The sequence below is a fragment of the Cupriavidus nantongensis genome, from assembly GCF_041726985.1.
Taxonomy (GTDB): domain Bacteria; phylum Pseudomonadota; class Gammaproteobacteria; order Burkholderiales; family Burkholderiaceae; genus Cupriavidus; species Cupriavidus nantongensis_A.
This window is the reverse complement of sequence record NZ_CP168302.1, coordinates 502,504-519,720: the sequence shown is the minus strand read 5'-3', so window position 1 is coordinate 519,720 and position 17,217 is coordinate 502,504. Positions and strand designations below refer to the sequence as shown.

13 protein-coding genes are annotated in these 17,217 nt (G+C 69.2%); 9 read left to right on the top strand and 4 right to left on the bottom strand.

What is annotated here, in order from left to right; genetic code table 11:
• Window positions 1-3: 3 nt before the first annotated feature.
• Window positions 4-1,185 carry a M20 aminoacylase family protein gene (locus ACEI37_RS02120; RefSeq protein WP_373377104.1) on the bottom strand — a complete coding sequence of 394 codons (1,182 nt, stop codon included), beginning with the start codon at window positions 1,183-1,185 and terminating at the stop codon, window positions 4-6.
• Window positions 1,186-1,344: 159 nt separating this feature from the next.
• Here ACEI37_RS02120 and ACEI37_RS02115 point away from each other — a divergent pair, with 159 nt between their 5' ends.
• From ACEI37_RS02115 to ACEI37_RS02105, 3 genes are all read left to right on the top strand, one after another.
• Window positions 1,345-2,253 (top strand): LysR family transcriptional regulator, encoded by a 909-nt coding sequence (locus tag ACEI37_RS02115; RefSeq protein ID WP_373377103.1) that lies wholly within the window; start codon window positions 1,345-1,347, stop codon window positions 2,251-2,253.
• A 136-nt stretch (window positions 2,254-2,389) separates the two neighbouring features.
• Window positions 2,390-2,962: an AraC family transcriptional regulator gene (locus ACEI37_RS02110; protein WP_373377102.1), complete on the top strand. Its 573-nt coding sequence runs from the start codon at window positions 2,390-2,392 to the stop codon at window positions 2,960-2,962.
• Window positions 2,963-3,041: 79 nt separating this feature from the next.
• Complete coding sequence (locus ACEI37_RS02105; RefSeq protein WP_373377101.1) at window positions 3,042-3,944, top strand: LysR substrate-binding domain-containing protein; 903 nt, start codon at window positions 3,042-3,044, stop codon at window positions 3,942-3,944.
• 23 nt (window positions 3,945-3,967) lie between these two features.
• Here the strand turns inward: ACEI37_RS02105 and ACEI37_RS02100 are convergent, their stop codons facing one another.
• Genes ACEI37_RS02100 through ACEI37_RS02090 form a run of 3 tightly spaced genes read right to left on the bottom strand, consistent with a single transcriptional unit; the run spans window position 3,968 to window position 8,089 of the window.
• Window positions 3,968-5,500, bottom strand: a complete 1,533-nt coding sequence (locus ACEI37_RS02100) for a class I adenylate-forming enzyme family protein (protein ID WP_373377100.1) — start codon at window positions 5,498-5,500, stop codon at window positions 3,968-3,970.
• A 35-nt stretch (window positions 5,501-5,535) separates the two neighbouring features.
• The gene (locus tag ACEI37_RS02095; protein ID WP_373377099.1) at window positions 5,536-6,744 is read right to left on the bottom strand and encodes an acetyl-CoA C-acetyltransferase; all 1,209 of its coding nucleotides are present in this window, start codon (window positions 6,742-6,744) and stop codon (window positions 5,536-5,538) included.
• A gap of 40 nt (window positions 6,745-6,784) precedes the next feature.
• Complete coding sequence (locus ACEI37_RS02090; RefSeq protein ID WP_373377701.1) at window positions 6,785-8,089, bottom strand: acetyl-CoA hydrolase/transferase family protein; 1,305 nt, start codon at window positions 8,087-8,089, stop codon at window positions 6,785-6,787.
• A 304-nt stretch (window positions 8,090-8,393) separates the two neighbouring features.
• Between ACEI37_RS02090 and ACEI37_RS02085 the strand changes: the two genes are divergently transcribed.
• The 6 genes from ACEI37_RS02085 to ACEI37_RS02060 all read left to right on the top strand — a co-directional run bounded on the left by ACEI37_RS02085 (window position 8,394) and on the right by ACEI37_RS02060 (window position 17,213).
• The gene (locus tag ACEI37_RS02085) at window positions 8,394-9,560 is read left to right on the top strand and encodes an acyl-CoA dehydrogenase family protein (protein WP_085960217.1); all 1,167 of its coding nucleotides are present in this window, start codon (window positions 8,394-8,396) and stop codon (window positions 9,558-9,560) included.
• Window positions 9,561-9,859: 299 nt separating this feature from the next.
• A complete protein-coding gene (locus tag ACEI37_RS02080) occupies window positions 9,860-13,696 on the top strand; it encodes an autotransporter outer membrane beta-barrel domain-containing protein (RefSeq protein WP_373377098.1) in 3,837 nt (1,278 codons plus the stop codon).
• A gap of 170 nt (window positions 13,697-13,866) precedes the next feature.
• Complete coding sequence (locus ACEI37_RS02075; RefSeq protein WP_373377097.1) at window positions 13,867-14,211, top strand: hypothetical protein; 345 nt, start codon at window positions 13,867-13,869, stop codon at window positions 14,209-14,211.
• Between the two features lie 100 nt (window positions 14,212-14,311).
• A complete protein-coding gene (locus ACEI37_RS02070) occupies window positions 14,312-15,529 on the top strand; it encodes a TolC family protein (RefSeq protein ID WP_373377096.1) in 1,218 nt (405 codons plus the stop codon).
• Window positions 15,526-16,095, top strand: coding sequence for a hypothetical protein (locus tag ACEI37_RS02065; RefSeq protein WP_373377095.1), 570 nt, complete (start codon window positions 15,526-15,528; stop codon window positions 16,093-16,095). The genes ACEI37_RS02070 and ACEI37_RS02065 overlap by 4 nt, the downstream gene beginning before the upstream one ends.
• Complete coding sequence (locus ACEI37_RS02060; RefSeq protein ID WP_373377700.1) at window positions 16,095-17,213, top strand: efflux RND transporter periplasmic adaptor subunit; 1,119 nt, start codon at window positions 16,095-16,097, stop codon at window positions 17,211-17,213. Before ACEI37_RS02065 ends, ACEI37_RS02060 begins: the two co-directional genes overlap by 1 nt.
• Window positions 17,214-17,217 lie beyond the last annotated feature (4 nt).

The window sequence follows — 17,217 nt, the reverse complement described above, 5'->3', positions numbered from 1 at the left end:
TTTTCAGACCAGATAGCTTTGCGCCAGGTGCGCCCAGAATGCGGCGCCGACCGGCAGGGCCTTGTCGTTGAAGTCGTACAGCGGGTTGTGCACCATGCAGCCGCCGTCTTCGCCCAGGCCATTGCCCAGCCGGATATAGGCGCCGGGCCGATGCTCGAGCATGTAGGCGAAGTCTTCGCTGCCCATCACCGGCGGGCGCTCGACCACGTTGTCGGCGCCCACCAGCCGGATCGCCGCCTGGCGCGCGAATTCGGTCTGCGCGGCGTGGTTGACCAGCACCGGATACTTGCGCTCGTAGACCACCTCGGCCTCCAGGCGGAAACTCTGCGCCTGCGCCGCGACGAAGGCCTGGATGCGCTCTTCGACCAGCGTGCGCACGCGCGGGTCGAGCGTGCGCACGCCGATCTTGATGGTGGCGGTCTCGGGCACCACGTTGTAGGTGCTGCCGGCCTGCAGCGCCCCCACGGTGATGACCGCCGACTTGAGCGCATCGATCTCGCGGCTGACGATCGATTGCAGCCCCAGCACCATGCTGGCCGCGCCCTGCATCACGTCGATGCCGTGGTGCGGCATGGCGCCGTGCGCGCCGCGCCCGCGCAGCGTGACGGTGGCGCGGTCGAACGAGGCCATGGCGGGGCCGGCGATAACGCCGATCTGTCCCACCGGCATTCCCGGCGAGTTGTGCAGCGCGTACACCTCGTCGCACGGGAAACGCTCGAACAGCCCGTCCTCCAGCATGCGCAGCGCGCCGCCTTCGTTCTCTTCGGCGGGCTGGAAGATCAGGTTCAGCGTGCCGTTGAAATCGACCGACTCGGCCAGATGGCGCGCGGCGCACAGCAAGATCGCGGTGTGGCCGTCGTGGCCGCACGCATGCATCTTGCCCGCAATGGTGCTGGCATAGGCCAGGCCGGTCTGTTCCTGGATCGGCAGCGCATCCATGTCGGCGCGGATGCCCAGCGCCTTGCTGCCGTGGCCCTTGCGCAGCGTGCCGACCACGCCGGTGGTGCCCAGGCCGCGATGCACGGCGTAGCCCCATGCCGCGAGCTGTTCGGCGACAAGGTTGCTGGTCTGGCGTTCTTCGAAGGCCAGTTCCGGATGCGCGTGGATCTTGCGCCGGATCGCGACGAACTCCGGCGCGAGGGTCTGGATGGATCGCTGCAGGTCGGCGGGCAGGGCAGGGGTCATGGCGGCAGGGAACGTGTTGGTTCACGGCATTCTCTCCGCACCCGCGCGCCGAAACCATGACAACGGTAGCGGCAAATCGTTGTATAGAATGCAACGATAAGACATCGCGCGGCGCCGCCGGTAGGACACCGCTGCTGCGCCCCTGGAGGAGACCAAGACATGGAAGACGTGCTCGACCGCAAGCGGGCGCTGTGCCTGCTGCAGATCATCGAGACCGGTTCGGTGCGCGGCGCCGCCGAAGTGCTGGAACTGGACCCCTCGGTGGTCAGCCGTGCCGTGGCCAAGCTGGAGCAGGACACCGGACTGACGCTGCTGGAGCGGCGCGGGCGCGGCGTGGTGGCCACCGACGCGGGGCGGCTGCTGGCGCTGTTTGCCCGGCGCCAGCAGGACCTGAACGACACCTTCGTGGCCGAGGTGAACAACCTGAAGAACGCCCAGCGCGGCCATGTCGAACTGTCCTTTGGCGAGGGTTTTGTCGACCTGGTGCTGGAGCCGGTGCTGCAGGGCTTCCTGCGCAAGCATCCCGACGTCACTTGCAGCATCCAGGTGGCGGGCACCGACGAGACCGTACGCCTGCTGCTGGAGGACCTGGCCCATATCGGCTTCGTGTTCCAGCCGCCCGACGATGCGCGGCTGCACTCGCACTACTCGCGGCTGTCGCCGATCCGCGCGCACGTGCACAAGGACCATCCGCTGGCACGGCGCCGCCGCGCGCTGACGCTGGCCGACCTGGCGCAGCACCAGGGCGCGTTCCTGGCGGGTTCGTTCGGCGTACGCAAGCACGTGCAGGCCGCCGAGCTGGACGAGCACATCACGCTCAAGCCGATGCTGGTCACCAACTCCTTCAAGGTGCTGTGGGAGTACGCGGCAATGGGGCTGGGCTATATCCTGACGGCACGCTCGGTGCCGCTGAAGGAACCGCAGCTGCGGCAGCTGGTATCGCTGCCGCTGGCCAATCCCATCCTGAACAACAGCCGCATCCACATCCTGACGCGTGCCGGCCGGCACTTGTCGCCGGTCGCGGACGCCCTGCTGCGGCACCTGGTCAAGGCGTTTCCGGCCGCCTGAACCGGCACCGGCATGCGGCAGGGGCGAACGGAGTGTTCGGGAATGGCAGAGGCGCGCGGGCCGGATTGCGGCGATCATGCAGTCTGATCCTGTCCGCCCCTCGCGCTCCCCCATGCATGTCCATCTGCAGTCTTCCATGCACGCCAGCCTGCAGCAGCTGTTGCTGGCGTTTCCGCTGTCGGTCGGTGCCGAGCGCGGCCGGGTGGTGGTCAGGCGGCGCGGCTACGAACGGGTGCTGCTGGCCGGCCAGCAGGCTATCGTCGATCCGTTCGAAGCCTTTGCGCTGCGCCTGGACGGCAGCAGCGCCCAGCCGGCGGCATGCACACTCGAGATGCGGGGGCTGGCCCCGGCACACCCGTCGGAATGCCTGCACCACCGCATTGCCAAGCGCGTGTTCCTGCAGCCGCAGTACGCCTGGAGCGCGGCCTTTATCGCGGAGCGGCTCGGCATGTCGGCGGCACAGCTGCGCCGCGCCTTGTTCGCGCAGGGGACCGCGCTGACCGACCTGTGCCGCACGCAACGGCTGATGCGGCTGCTGTTCGACGTGATGGCGGGCGACGCGGCGCTGGGCGAGGCCAGGCGGCGTGTCGGGTGGCCGGCCAACAGTGATGTCGATAGCGCATTCTATGACCGCTTCGGCGTCTCGCTGGAAGCCGCGCGGCGGCTGGCCGGCGCCCCCGCGATGCCGCGGCAGCGCTCGGTGGCATGACGCGTGCGGCGCGGTTTGCGAGATAATCCGGCGAGCGATTCCGGCGAAACACGCCGCCGTTGTGCCCAGGAATGATGTCATGCGCTTTGATCTGGTCGACCTGAAACTGTTCACGCATATCGCGGAGGCACAGAGCCTGACCGGCGGGGCACAGCGCTCGCACCTGTCGCTGGCCGCGGCCAGCACCCGCATCAAGAACCTGGAGGAACACGTTGGCGTCAAGCTGCTGAGCCGCAGCAGCCAGGGCGTGAAGGTGACCGGTGCGGGCGAGACCCTACTGGCCCATGCGCGCCGCGTGCTGCGCCAGCTGGAGCAGCTCAGCGGCGACCTGCAGGAATACGCGGCAGGCGTCAAAGGCCACGTGCGCGTGTTCGCCAATACCACCGCCATGAGCGAGTTCCTGCCGGCGGTGCTGCGCAGCTACCTGGTCAGCCATCCGGACGTGACCATCGACATGCACGAACGGCTCAGCCCGGATATCGTGCGCGCGGTGCAGGAGGGCATCGTCGATATCGGCATCATCGCCGGCAACGTGCGCACCGAAGGGCTGGAGGTCATGCCATACCGGCGCGACCGGCTGGTGCTGGCGACCGCGCTGAGCCATCCGCTGGCCGAGCGCGGCCGCGTGGATTTCATCGATACGCTCGACTACGACTTTATCGGCCTGCCCGAAGACAGCGCCATCCACAACTTCCTGAAGCGGGCCGCGGCGGACCTGCAGCGCACTCTGCGCTGGCGCGTGCAGGTCAGCAATTTCGAGACCGCGTGCCGCATGATCGAGGCCAACGTCGGCGTCGGCGTGCTGCCCGAGACCACCGCGCGCCGCCATGCCAGGGCCATGGCGCTGCGCATCGTCCAGCTCGACGACGAGTGGGCCGAGCGCCAGCTGCAAATCTGCGTGGCCGACCTCGATGCCTTGCCGCTGTTCGCGCGCAAGCTGGTGGACCTGCTGGTGGAAGATGGCCAGGGACGCCAGGACTGAACCCGCGCCCCCGGCTGGGCGGGCTATGCCTGGCCCGCGAGCGACTGCCGCAACTGGTGCTTGAGCAGCTTGCCGCTGGCCGTGGTCGGCATCGCCGCCACGCGCACGATGCGCTGGGGGCGCTTGTAGGGCGACAGGCGCCCGGCCAGGTAGTCATGCAACGCCGGCGCGTCGAAGCGCTGGCCCTCGCGGATCTCGACGAAGGCGACCACTTCCTCGTTGCCGTCGGCAGCGGATTGGCCGATCACGGCCGACACGCGCACCGACGGATGCGTGTTGAGCACCGATTCGACTTCGATCGGGTAGACGGTGAAGCCCGAGCGGATGATCAGGTCCTTGGTACGGCCGACGATAAACAGGGCGCCGTCGGCATCCAGCCGGCCGATATCGCCGGTGTTGAGCCAGCCGCCGGGGCGCAGCGCTGCGGCGGTCAGATCCGGCGCGCGGTAGTAGCCGCGCATCACGCCCGGCCCGCGGATCCAGAGTTCGCCGGGCTGTCCCGGCGGCACCGGCTGGCCGTCGGGACCGACCACCTGCAGGTCGGCGCCCGGGACGATCTCGCCCGCGGCGCAATCGGTGCGCGGCCGGTCCAGGCGCGTCACGAACATCGAGCCGGCGTACTCGGTCATGCCGTAGCCATGGTGCAGCGGCTGGCCGAATGCGGCCTCGACATCGCGCTTGAGGGTAGGGTCGAGCGGGCCGCCGCCGGTGTAGAGATAGCGCAGGCGGGGCGACGGTTGCAATGGCGCACCGGTGGCCCGAACGTGGGCCAGGAAACGGCTGAACATGGTCGGCACGCCCTGCAGCAGCGTGATCGCGCCCTCGCGGATCGCCGCGGCCAGGTCCGCCGCGTTGAAGCGCGCGCACAGGTACAGGCTGGCGCCGGCGTGCAGCGTCGACACCAGCAGCGTGCCCAGCCCGAACACATGCGAGATCGGCATCACCGCGTAGGCGCAGTCGTCCGGCTGCATGCGGCGCGAGGCCACGGTCACCTCGGCAAAGTGCAGCAGGCCGCGGTGAGTGACCATCACCCCCTTGGGCTGTCCGGTGGTGCCCGAGGTGTAGATCAGCGCGGCCACGTCGCGCGCCAGGGCTTCGGGCTCGCGCGTGGCGGTCTCGTCGACGGCGCCAGCCATCAGCGGGCCCAGGCCGATCGGCGCAATTTCGCGGGCGCGGTAGCGCACGCCGTGGCGCAGCGCATCCGGCGACGCCGCGTGGGTGAACAGCATCAGCCGCGGCTGGCAGTGGGCGCGGATCACCTCGATCTCTCGCTCGGACAGGCGCGCGTTGACGACCACCGGCCATGCGCCCAGCTCCGCCAGGGCGAATACCAGCGTGATCACCGCCAGGCAATTCTCGGCCACCACCAGCACCCGGTCGCCCGTGCCAACGCCCTGCGATTGCAGATAGCGCTGCGCGTCCTCGATGCCGGCCCACAGTTGTGCATAGGTGGTGCTCCGGTCTTCTTCGAAGACGGCGACATGGCCGGGCGTGCGCGTGGCCCAATGGCGCGGAATGTCGCTGATGCGGGTGAGAGGAGCTTGGTCCGGTGGCATGTTTCAGGCGTCCTTGTCCAGGGCAGCGTGCGACGTCAATAGCGTTCGAACACCGCGGCAATGCCCTGGCCGCCGCCGATGCACATGGTTTCCAGGCCGTAGCGGCCGCCGCGGCGCTGCAGTTCGTGCAGCAGCGTGGCCAGGATGCGCACGCCGGTGGCGCCGATCGGATGGCCCAGCGAGATGCCCGAACCGTTGACGTTGAGCTTCTGCTCGATCGCATCCTGGTCCTGCCAGACCCAGCCCTTGAGCACTGCCAGCACCTGGCACGCGAAGGCCTCGTTCAGCTCGACCAGGTCCATCTGGTCCAGCGTCAGGTTCAGGCGCGCCAGCAGCTTCTTTACCGCCGGCACCGGGCCGATGCCCATGTGCGAGGGCTCGCAGCCGGCAGCGGCCCAGCCCACCAGCGAGGCCATCGGGGTCAGGCCGAGTTCGGCGAGCTTGTCCTCGGCGACGATCAGGCAGGCGGCCGAGGCATCGTTCTGCTGGCTCGCGTTGCCCGCGGTGACGGTGCCGTTCGGCATCAGCACGCGCAGCTTGGCCAGGCTCTCCAGCGTGGTCTGCGGACGGAAGCCTTCGTCGCGCGTGAACGCCACCGGCTCGCCCTTGCGCTGCGGCACCTGCACCGGGACGATCTCGGCGTCGAAGCGCCCGGCTTCCCACGCCGCAGCGGCGCGCTGGTGGCTGCGCACGGCAAAGGCATCGGCGTCCTCGCGGCTGATGCCGTAGTCGCGCGCCAGGTTCTCGGCGGTCTCGATCATGCCGGAGATCTTGCCGAAGCGCTCCACCGGCTGCGAGCGTTCGCGGCCGCGGTCGAGCCGGTCGAAGAAGCGCACATTGCCGGAGCGCGCGCCCCAGCGCATATCGGTGGTGTAGTACTCGATATTGCTCATGCTCTCGACGCCGCCCGCGATCACCACGTCGGCGGCGCCGCTCTGCACCATCATCGAGGCCGTGACGATGGCCTGCAGGCCGCCGCCGCAGCGACGATCCAGCTGCATGCCCGGCACTTCCACCGGCAGGCCGGCCTGCAGTGCGGCCCAGCGGCCCACGCACGGCACTTCGCTGTTGGCGTAGGACTGGGCGAAGACCACGTCGTCGATGCGCGCCGGGTCGATGCCGCTGCGTTCCACCACCGCGCGCACGGCGGTCGCGGCCAGTTCCTCGACCGGAACCGGACGCAGGCTGCCGCCGAAGGTGCCGACGGGGGTGCGAAGGGGGGTGACGATTGCAGCTCTGCGCATGGAAGTCTCCTTGGAATTCGGGATCGGGTGAACCATCAAGTTAGTCGGTGGGCGCCGTCCCCGGAAGGGCGACGAAGGCCGCGCCGCACTGGCGCAGCAGCGTATGGGCCTGGCGCTCCAGATCGGCGCGGTGTTCGGGGGCAGCGATGTCCAGCATGCGTTGCACGCGCTGCGACAAGGTCAGGCCGCGCAGGTCGGCCACGCCATGCTCGGTCACGATCAGGCCGGCATCGGCGCGCGGCGTGCTGACCGGGCCGGACAATTGCGCGACGATGCGGCTCGCGCCCTTGGCGGTGGCGGGCAGCGCCACGATCGGCAGGCCACCGCGGCTGCGCGCGGCGCCGCGCAGGAAATCCACCGCGCCGCCGACCGCGCCGACATAGACGCCGGCTGCCACTTCGGCATTGACCTGTCCGGTCAGGTCGACCTCGATCGCCGAATTGATCGCGGTCAGCTTGTCCACGCCGGCGAGCACTTCGGGGTGGTGGGTATAGGCGGTCTCGCGCAACTGCAGTTGCGGATTGCGATGCGCCCAGCGCCGCAGCCGCTCGCTGCCCATCAGGATGCCGCCGATGCCGATGCCCGTATCGATGCTCTTGCGTGCGTTGGTCAGCACACCGGCCTGGGCCAGCGCGGCAATGCCGTCGCCGACCGCGCCGCTGTGCAGCCCCAGGTCGCGGCGGTCATGCAGCGCCGCCACCACCGCCTCGGGCAGGTTGCCGATGCCCATCTGCAGGGTCGCGCCGTCTTCGACCCAGCCGGCGATATGGCGGGCGATGGCCTGCTCGGCCGGACCGGGAGCGCTGCGCTCCAGGCTGATGGGCGGGCACTCCGCCTCGACCCGCAGGGCGATCTGGTCGGCGGTGAGATAACGGCTGCCGTGGGTCCACGGCACCTCGGGGTTCACTTCGGCAATGATCACGCGGGCCCGGTCTAGCGCGGCGGGCAGGTATTCATGCACCAGGCCCAGGCTGTGGCGGCCCTGTTCATCAGCCGGCGAGACCTGCACCAGCACCACGTCGGCGCGTAGCGTGCCGTGCCGGATCAGCCCGGGCAGGTGCGAATAATGGCTCGGCACGATGTCCAGCACGCCCGCACTGGCGAGCCGGCGGTGCGGCCCGCTGGCGGCATAGCCGAAGAAGTCGATGACGTCGGCCTGTTCCGGCTGCAGCGTGTCCGACTGGCCAATGCCGACGAAGACGCTGAAGCGCCCGCCGCGCGCGATGGCATGGCGATGCGCCACCAGCGCGCGCGTCAGCGTCAGCGGCTCGGCGGTGGCTTGTCCCCACCAGAGGTGGTCGCCGCGGCGGATCAGGGTTTGCAGTCGGGAGGCCAGGTCGTGCATGTCCACGGGAAACGTTCGGTCGGCACGCGGCCGGAGATAAGGCGGCGGGTGCCGGATAGCCCGAAGCATGTCGCCAAAGCCGCGTTTGCGCTATTCGACAATGCCAATGGCCGGCTTTGGCGATTGCGAAACTGGCGAAAGGCAAGAATGAGGCGCCGCCTGCTCCGACTTAAGCCGCGTGGAAGGCGCGCTTTCGGAATCGCTGATTGTCCCCCCGGCCGAACGCCGCGACCATTGCGGCTATCACGCGGCGTCGGCCATCCGCCACGCCGCCACCGACACAGACCGACCGCAAGGCAGCGCCATGATCGAACAGACCCTCTCGAACAATTTCCACGAAATCCGCGATGCCATCCGTGCGCTGTGCGCCGAGTTTCCCGACGAGTACTTCCGCAAGGTGGATGAACAGCGCGCCTATCCGGAGGCCTTCGTCAATGCGCTGACCGCTGCCGGCTGGCTCGCGGCGCTGATTCCGCAGGAATACGGTGGCTCCGGCCTGGGCCTGACCGAAGCCTCGGTCATCATGGAAGAGATCAACCGCTGCGGCGGCAATTCCGGCGCCTGCCATGGCCAGATGTACAACATGGGCACGCTGCTGCGGCATGGGTCCACGGCGCAGAAGGAGAAGTACCTGCCCAAGATCGCCTCGGGCGAATGGCGCCTGCAGTCGATGGGCGTGACCGAGCCCACCACCGGCACCGACACCACCAAGATCAAGACCTCGGCGGTGAAGAAGGACGGCCGCTACGTCGTCAACGGCCAGAAGGTGTGGATCAGCCGCGTGCAGCACAGCGACTTCATGATCCTGCTGGCGCGCACCACGCCGCTGGCCGACGTGAAAAAGAAGAGCGAGGGCATGTCGATCTTCATGGTCGACCTGCACGAGGCGCAGAAGAAGGGCCTGACCGTGCGCCCCATCCCCAATATGGTCAACCACGAGACCAACGAACTGTTCTTCGAGGACCTGGAAATTCCCGAGGAGAACCTGATCGGCGAAGAGGGCAAGGGCTTCAAGTACATCCTCGATGGCCTCAATGCCGAGCGCACGCTGATCGCGGCCGAGTGCATCGGCGACGGCTACTGGTTTATGGACCGGGTCACCAAGTACGTGAAGGAACGCGAAGTGTTCGGCCGCCCCATCGGCCAGAACCAGGGCGTGCAGTTTCCCATCGCCGAGTCGTTCATCGAACTCGAGGCGGCCAACCTGATGCGCTGGAAGGCCTGCGAGCTGTTCGACAAGCACGAGTCCATGGGCGCGCAGGCCAACATGGCCAAGTACCTGGCCGCCAAGGCCAGCTGGGAGGCCGGCAATGCCTGCCTGCAGTTCCACGGCGGCTTCGGCTTCGCCTGCGAGTACGATGTCGAGCGCAAGTTCCGCGAGACCCGCCTGTACCAGGTGGCGCCGATCTCGACCAACCTGATCTATTCCTTCGTCGCCGAACACGTGCTGGGCCTGCCGCGCTCGTTCTGACGGGCATGCCGGGCTGAGCCGGCATCTGAAAAAAATAACTTAATTGGCAGGCAAGAAACACTAACTTGATTTTCGGCATTCTTGGCGCAAGCTACAAGTGGCGAATGCGAAGCCTGGCTTCGCGGCCACTGGCCGGTCTCCGGCACCGACCCCAGAGCTGAACTGCCGGACTGGCGCTGCGCTGCGCCGCGCGCGTGCCGGTGCTGTCCGCTTGGGGGGACTGTAGCGTCCGTCAAGGGATAAGCACTATGCCGAAGGAGCAGCATCGCCCGCGCGTTGTCCGCAAGCGGGACGCCGGATTGCATTTCCGTCTGACGCCGCTTGCCGGCGTGGTCGCCGGACTGGTGTATGCAGGCGGCGTGCAGGCGCAATCCAATGTCACGCCGTCGGGTACCTACGGCCCCGGCTCCTATGGCACCGCGTTCCAGTTCTTCGGCACGGACGGGGTTGTCCAGGGCAGTACGACGATTTACCCCAAGCCGCCCTATCCACAGAACTTCGGCGGCGCCGGGGTGTCCGTGGCCACGCGAGGCTCGGCCACCATCAATCCCGATCTCGGTCCGGCACCGGGCGATATCTTCATCGACTCGGACTATCGGCAAGGCGCGCCCAACACGGCGCTGTACGTGGCCAACGGCACGCTGACCGTCGTCGGCAGCAGCGTTGCGGGCCGCCTGACCTACGCCCGTGGCCACGGGCAGTCGGCGCATGGCGTCTATGTCCCCGGCGAGACCGGCCCTTCGGTCTTTACCGGCGCGCGCATGTACATGTCGGCCGACGGCCCCAGTGCCTACGCGATCCATGCCTACGGCGGGTTTGCGTCGGTGGATGTCAGGGACTCCACGCTGGTCACCTCCGGCAGCGGGCATGGCGTGCTGGCCTGGAGCAACGCGTCGGTGAAACTGGCCAACACCGATGTCACGGTGCAGGCGGCGGACGTCTACGGCATCTACGCCACCAGCGGCGCCAGGATCGAAACCACCGGCGGCAGTGTGAATGCCACCCTCAACGGCGCGCGCGGGGTCGTGATCAACGGGGCGACCGGCGTGTTGACCGGTACCAATGTGAGCACGCAAGGGACAAGCGGCTATGGGCTCTGGGCCATCGGCTCGACCGTTTCCGTCACCGGCGGGACGATCCGCACGCAGGGGGCCAGCGCCCACGGCATCGTCGTCAGCAGCGGCACCTTGAACACGCAGGGCGCCACGGTGACGGCCACGGGTGCCAGCGCCCGGGGCCTGTACGTCGCCGCAGGCGCCACCGCCGTGGCCAGCCAGAGCCAGTTCTCCGCGCAAGGTGACGGCGGCATAGGCGCCTGGGTCAACGGCGCCGGATCGTCGCTGACGATGACCGGCGGCGCGCTCAGCGGCGCGCTGGCCAATGGCCACGGCGCCTACGTCAATGCGGGGGGCGCCTTGAGCGCCACCGATACGGCGATCTCCAGCGCCGCCGGGGTCGGCGTCTGGGCCGTCGGCACCTCGGTGGAACTGACCCGCGGCACGGTGTTCGGGGGTGCCTATGGCATCTACCTGAGCGACGGCGCAACGCTGCGCGCCACCGGCACGGCGATCACCAGCGGCAGCGGCGCGACGCGCGGCGTGCAGGCCGTGGCATCGACGCTGGACCTGACCGATGTCTCGGTCAGCACCGCGACGGCGGAAGACCATGCCATCTATGCCTACAACGGTTCCACCTTGCAGGCGCGCAACCTGACGCTGACCACCCAGGGCGATAACGCCTACGGCTTGCGGGTGGTCGGCGCGCCCACGGCGCAGATCGACGGCATGGTGGTGCGCACGGCAGGCGCCGGCGCGCACGGGGCGGTGTTCGACGGGGGCGCCAGCACCTATGCCGGCAGCCATTTCGATATCGGCACCAGCGGCGGCGGCATGGGCATCTATGCCTGGCAGGGCAGCGCGTTGCGCCTGGCGGGCGGCCGGGTCGATACCGGTGCCGCGGCCAATGCCCACGGCATCTATATCAACGATGCCACGGTCGAACTGACCCCGGACGCGCAGGGTGCGGGCGTTGCCGTCAATACCGGCGGCGTCGGGGCGCATGCGGTCCGGGTCAGTTCGGGCGGCCGCTTCAGTGCCACGGGCGCATCGTTGCATACCGCCGGTGTCGATGCGGCGGGCATCCATCTGCTTGGGGTCGCGGATGCGGCTTCCGCCAGCGCCATCGCCAACGCGGCGCCGGCGCCGGGCCCCGTGGCACCGCCCGACGATGACGGCTCGCCGGCACCGGTGGCGTCGGCACCGCCGATGCCGTCGCTGGGGCAGGCGCTGAATACGACCGAAACCGTGACGCTCGCCAACAGCTCGGTGGTGTCGGACGCCGGCGCGGCGATCAGCATCGCGGGCGGTTCGGCCACCATCGCGGCAAACAACACCACCATCCAGGGCGTGGCGGCGCTGCAGGTGCTGGGCCGGCAGGAGTCGTCCGGCGGCACGCCGGTGATCGTGCCGGGGGTGGCGACGCTGAACGCCAGTGCCTCGACCCTGACCGGCGCCGCGGTGACCGGCAACGGCAGCCAGTCGACCCTGAACCTTTCCAATGGCAGCCGCTGGAACGTGACCGCCAGTTCGGTGCTGACCCATGTTGGCAATGACGACAGCGTGATCGACGTACAGGCGGCACCGGGGTTGCCGCTGGGGCGACGCCGTTCGCTTCTGGCAAGCCCGATCGCGGGCAATGCCTACCGGTCAGTCAGCGTCACGGGCGACTATGCCGGCAACAACGGCGTGGTGGCCCTGAACACCTTCCTCGACGCGGGCGGCAGCCTGGCGCAGCAATTCACCGACCGCCTGCTGATCAACGGCGCGGCCAGCGGCACCACCACGCTGCAGATCAAGCCGGTCGCCACCAGCCCGGGCGCGATCACCTCGCCCAGCGGCGTAGTCAACGCCACCGAAGGCATCTCGGTGGTCCAGGTCGCCGGCAGCTCCACGCCGGACGCGTTCGCGCTCAAAGGCGGCTATGTCACCGCCGCCAATTCGCCCTACGCCTACCGGCTGTACGCCTATGGCCCCGGTTCGTCGATCAGCGCGGCCGATGCCAATGCGTCGCTGGTCGGCAATGCGTCCGGCTACTGGGACTACCGGCTGCAAAGCACTTATGTCGAGCCCGATGGCCCGGTGGTGCCCGACCCGGACCAGCCCCTTCCGCCGGATGCCCGTCCCGCGGTGGCGCCGCAGGTGGCGTCCTACGTCACCGCGCCGGCCGCGATGCTGCACGCCGGCATGCTCGACCTCGACAGCCTGCACCGCCGCCTGGGCGAGGTGCGCGACGACCGCGCGCTGGCGCGCGACCAGGGCCCCGGCGAGATGTTCTTCCGCGCCTATGGCGGCAATTTCCGCTACACCAGCAACCAGTCGTTCGAACGGTACGGCTACGATGCCAATGGCGATTACGCGGCCATCCACCTCGGCGGCAATCTGTTCCGCCAGGACGGCGAGACCGGCCTGTGGCGGTTCGGCCTGGCCGGTTCGATCGGATGGCTGCACTTTACGCCGCATGCCGTCGACGGGCCGAGCCGCACGCGCGCCACCATCTATCGCATCAGCGGCTACGGCACCTACCAGAGCCACCAGGGCTGGTATGTCGACGGCATCCTGTCGGGCGGATGGTTCGACGGCGATGTCTCGACGCAGGCGCGCGGCCGGGCCGGTTCGATGGACGGCGGGCTGTTTGCCGCGTCGATCGAAGCCGGCTATCCGTTTGCCATGCCCTACGGCCTGAACCTGGAGCCGCAGCTGCAGCTGATCGGGCAGCATGTGAGCTTCCGCAACAACATCGACGTCGACGAGCTGGAGGTCAACATCGGCTCGCAGAACCAGCTGGTGGGCCGCGCCGGCGTGCGCCTGACCCGGCCGGTTGCCGTCGCCGGGGGCAGGCTGACGCCATACCTGGGCTTCGACCTGTTCCATGCGTTCACCGGCGGCACCAACGTGCACGTCGGCGAAGTGCAGTTCGAATCCGGCAAGCTGGGCGACGCGTTCCAGTTGTCACTGGGGATCAACGGGATGCCGACAGGGCGGCTGTCGCTGTATGGCCGGGTCTCGTACCAGCATGCGATGGGCAGCGGCGGCATCCAGGGATGGCTGTTCAATGCCGGCGCCCGATATTTGTTCTAGCGGATGCACGCGGGCCGCTCGCCGCATGCGCGCCACCGGCCGGAAGCGGAGTGCATGCCACTTTCGATGCCACGGCGAGCGTTTCCCGTTGAATACACGGTTACACGGTCTTACCGTCGCCCGCGCACCACGCTGGCTCGGCTCAGGTAGAATCCCGCGCTATGTCGCGCATGATTGCCTTGCTCCTGATGCTGATCCTGCCGCTGCAGGCGTTGGCCGCAGCGCAGCGGCAACTCGCGCACGCCGCCGGCTTCCCGCCGGACCACATGGCCGCGCACGCCGGGCACATTCCGCATCACCATGATGAGGATGGCGAAATCGCCTTCGACGATTCCACCGCGTCCGCGTCGCACCAGCTCGACTTCGACTACGGCACCCACTTGCAGGCGCCATTGCCGGCCGGCATGGTGCCGCCGCTGACGCTGCAGACGCAGCGAGAGCCGTCATTCCTCGGCGGCCGCATCCCCGACCCCGGCGGCAGTCCCCCGTTACGCCCTCCTCACGCGCCCGCCTGACGGCGGGGCACTGATCTGCTGATTGCCTGCCGTGGCGCAATGTCTTTGCGCCGCGCCCCGCCGCATTGCCTGTGTTGTCGCAATCTGCGTTGGGGATTCCATGCACAAGTTTTTTATCTCCGTGGTGGCGTCGGTGTTGCTGATGCCCGCGGCCCATGGCCAGTCCGCGCCGGCCGATCTGCGCGCGCTGTTCGATGCCGCCTGGGAGCGCTCCGTCGCTTTCCAGGCCACCGAGGGGCGGCGCCTGGAGGCCGCGGCCAGCCGGGTTCAGGCCGACTCGCTGATCGCCGGGCCGCCCACGCTCGGCCTGCTACACCGCGACGACCGCTGGACCGAACGGCGCGGCCTGCGCGAGAGCGAGGTCCAGCTGGGCGTGCCGGTGTGGCTGCCGGGCCAGCGCGCCGCGCGCGGCGACCTCGCCGATGCCCACGCGGCCGAGGCCGAGGCTGGCGCCGCGCTGGCGCGGCTGAATCTGGCCGCGGAAGTCCGCGAGCGCGTCTGGCAACTGGCGGCCGTGGAAGGCGAGCGCGAGGTGATGCGGCGCCGCGCCGGCATCGCCGCGTCGCTGCGCGACGATGTGCGCCGGCGCGTCAATGCCGGTGACCTCGCGCGCACCGACCTGCTGCTGGCGCAGCAGGACGACCTGGCGGCACAAGGCCTGCTCGCCGACAGCGAGGCCCGCGTGGTCGAGGCGAAGGCGCGGCTGCTGCAAGCCACCGGCGTCGCCGCGCTGCCGTCGCGGTACGACGAAACGGCTGCGCCGGCGGCAGACCCGGCCGCCCATGCCGCGAGCCATCCGCGCCTGCAAGCGGTGCAACAAGCCGTGCTGCGCAGCGAACGCCAGCTGGGCTACCTGCGCAAATCACGCCGCGACCCGCCCGAAGTCGGCGTGATGTACCGCAACGACCGGGCCGGCGGCGGCATGCCCGGCGACCAGACCGTCGGCCTGTTCGTCAGGATCCCGTTCGCTACGGATGCGCGCAACCTGCCGCGCGAAACCGCCGCGCAGACCGAGCTGATGACAGCGCGGGCCGAGCTCGCGCGCACCGAACGCAACGTGCGTGCCGAGATCGACGCGGCACAGGCCGCGCTGCGGCTGGCCGAACAGCAACTCGTCCTGACGCAAGAGCGCAGCGCCACGCTGTCCGAACGGGCGGCGCTGCTGCGCAAGACCTTCAATGCCGGCGAGATCGGCTTGCCGGAAGTGCTGCGCGCACAGAACCAGGCGCTCGAAGCCGAGGCCGACCTCGTACGCCAGCGTGCCCGCCGCGGCATCGCCATTGCCACCCTGAACCAGGCGCTCGGAGTCCTGCCATGATCCGCCAGTTGTTTCTTGTCCTGTTCCTGACCCTCGCGCTTGCCGTGCCGGCAGCGCACGCGGGCCCCGGTGCCCACGGCCCCGATGGCGAGCACCTGGACGCACCCGCCGACGCCGGCGCGGCGGCCCACGCCCAGCCGACCATCGAAGCCAATACGGAGGCGTTCGAACTGGTGGGCACCCTCGCCACGGACGAGCTCTCCGTCATGGTGGACCGCTACGTCACCAACGAGCCGGTGCTCGACGGCACCCTGGAGGTCGAGTTCAACGGCATCAAGGCCCAGGGCAAGCTGCACGCCGATGCCGGCGACTATGCCTTTACCGACGAGAAGCTGCTGCAGGCGTTGCGCCGGCCCGGCCAGCATGCGCTGGTGTTTACGCTCGTCACCGGCAACGAGTCGGACCTGATCGAAGGCACCCTGAACGTTGCCACGGACGAACACGACCACCGCATGCCGTGGTGGCAGGCGCGCTGGCCGTGGCTGGTCCTGCTTGCTGCGGTCGTGGCAGCAGGCGCCTGGGGGGTGAAGCGCCGCGTTGGCAAAAGGAACGGAGGCACGGCGTGATGAAGACTACCAACGTCGCAACCCTGGCCATTGCACTGGTCGCCTGGACAACCATGCCGGCGCTGGCCGGTCCCGGCGCGCACGGCCCGAATGGCGAACACCTCGATGCACCGGCCGCGGTGTCGGGCAGTGGCCTGGCGCGGCTGCCCGACGGCAGTGTCCAGGTGCCCAAGCTGGCCCAGCGCCGCATGGGCATACGGACCGCGATGCCGCAGCAAGCCGCGCACCCCGTCACCGTTGAACTGAACGCCGTGGTGGCGATCGATCCGAACGCGGGCGGGCGCCTGCAGGCGGGCCACCCGGGCTGGATCGAACCGCCGCCGGGCGGCTTCCCGGTGCTGGGGCAGCGCGTCAGCAAGGGCCAGGTGCTGGCCGTGCTGCGCCACAAGAGCGAGCCCTTCGACGTCGGCAACCAGCAGGCGCAATTCGCCAACCTCAGCGCCAGCCTGAAGCTGGCGCGGCAGCGGCTGCAGCGGCTGGAGTCGCTGACAGACAGCATTCCGCGCAAGGAAATCGAAGCGGCCCGCGCCGAGGTCCAGAGCCTGTCCGGCCAGCGCGATGCGGTCGGCAAGAGCCTGCACCAGACCGATACGCTGACGTCGCCGGCCAGTGGCGTGGTTGCCAGCGCCAACGCCATGGCTGGGCAGGTGGTTGCCGCCGGGGACGTGCTGTACGAGGTTGTCGACCCCGCCCGCCTGCTGATCGAGGCCAGCACCGCGGACAGTTCGCTGGCCAACCGCATCAAGGGCGGAGCCCTGGCCAGCGGCACCGGCGGCAAGCTGGAATTCGTCGGCGCCGGCCGCAGCCTGAAGAACGGCGCGGTGCCGTTGACGTTCCGGCTGAGCGGCAACGAGGTGCCGCTGGCCGTCGGCCAGCCCGTGACGGTGGTCGCCACGCTGAGCGATACCGTGCAAGGCATCGCACTGCCGAGCGAGGCGCTGGTGCGCAACGCCAGCAACCTGCCGGTGGTGTGGATCAAGTCCGGCACGCAGCGCTTTATCGCGCAGCCGGTCGAGGCGCGCGTGCTCGATGCGCGCACCGTGGTCGTGATCCGCGGACTGTCGCCGGAGAACCGGGTGGTGGTGTCCGGCGCGGCGCTGATCAACCAGATTCGCTGAGGGG

Coding starts and splice junctions, on each gene's coding strand:
- ACEI37_RS02120 (WP_373377104.1), bottom strand. CDS start 1,185: ATGACCCCTGCCCTGCCCGCCGACCTGCAGCGATCCATCCAGACCCTC.
- ACEI37_RS02105 (WP_373377101.1), top strand. CDS start 3,042: ATGCGCTTTGATCTGGTCGACCTGAAACTGTTCACGCATATCGCGGAG.
- ACEI37_RS02100 (WP_373377100.1), bottom strand. CDS start 5,500: ATGCCACCGGACCAAGCTCCTCTCACCCGCATCAGCGACATTCCGCGC.
- ACEI37_RS02095 (WP_373377099.1), bottom strand. CDS start 6,744: ATGCGCAGAGCTGCAATCGTCACCCCCCTTCGCACCCCCGTCGGCACC.
- ACEI37_RS02115 (WP_373377103.1), top strand. CDS start 1,345: ATGGAAGACGTGCTCGACCGCAAGCGGGCGCTGTGCCTGCTGCAGATC.
- ACEI37_RS02075 (WP_373377097.1), top strand. CDS start 13,867: ATGATTGCCTTGCTCCTGATGCTGATCCTGCCGCTGCAGGCGTTGGCC.
- ACEI37_RS02110 (WP_373377102.1), top strand. CDS start 2,390: ATGCACGCCAGCCTGCAGCAGCTGTTGCTGGCGTTTCCGCTGTCGGTC.
- ACEI37_RS02065 (WP_373377095.1), top strand. CDS start 15,526: ATGATCCGCCAGTTGTTTCTTGTCCTGTTCCTGACCCTCGCGCTTGCC.
- ACEI37_RS02060 (WP_373377700.1), top strand. CDS start 16,095: ATGAAGACTACCAACGTCGCAACCCTGGCCATTGCACTGGTCGCCTGG.
- ACEI37_RS02085 (WP_085960217.1), top strand. CDS start 8,394: ATGATCGAACAGACCCTCTCGAACAATTTCCACGAAATCCGCGATGCC.
- ACEI37_RS02090 (WP_373377701.1), bottom strand. CDS start 8,089: ATGCACGACCTGGCCTCCCGACTGCAAACCCTGATCCGCCGCGGCGAC.
- ACEI37_RS02070 (WP_373377096.1), top strand. CDS start 14,312: ATGCACAAGTTTTTTATCTCCGTGGTGGCGTCGGTGTTGCTGATGCCC.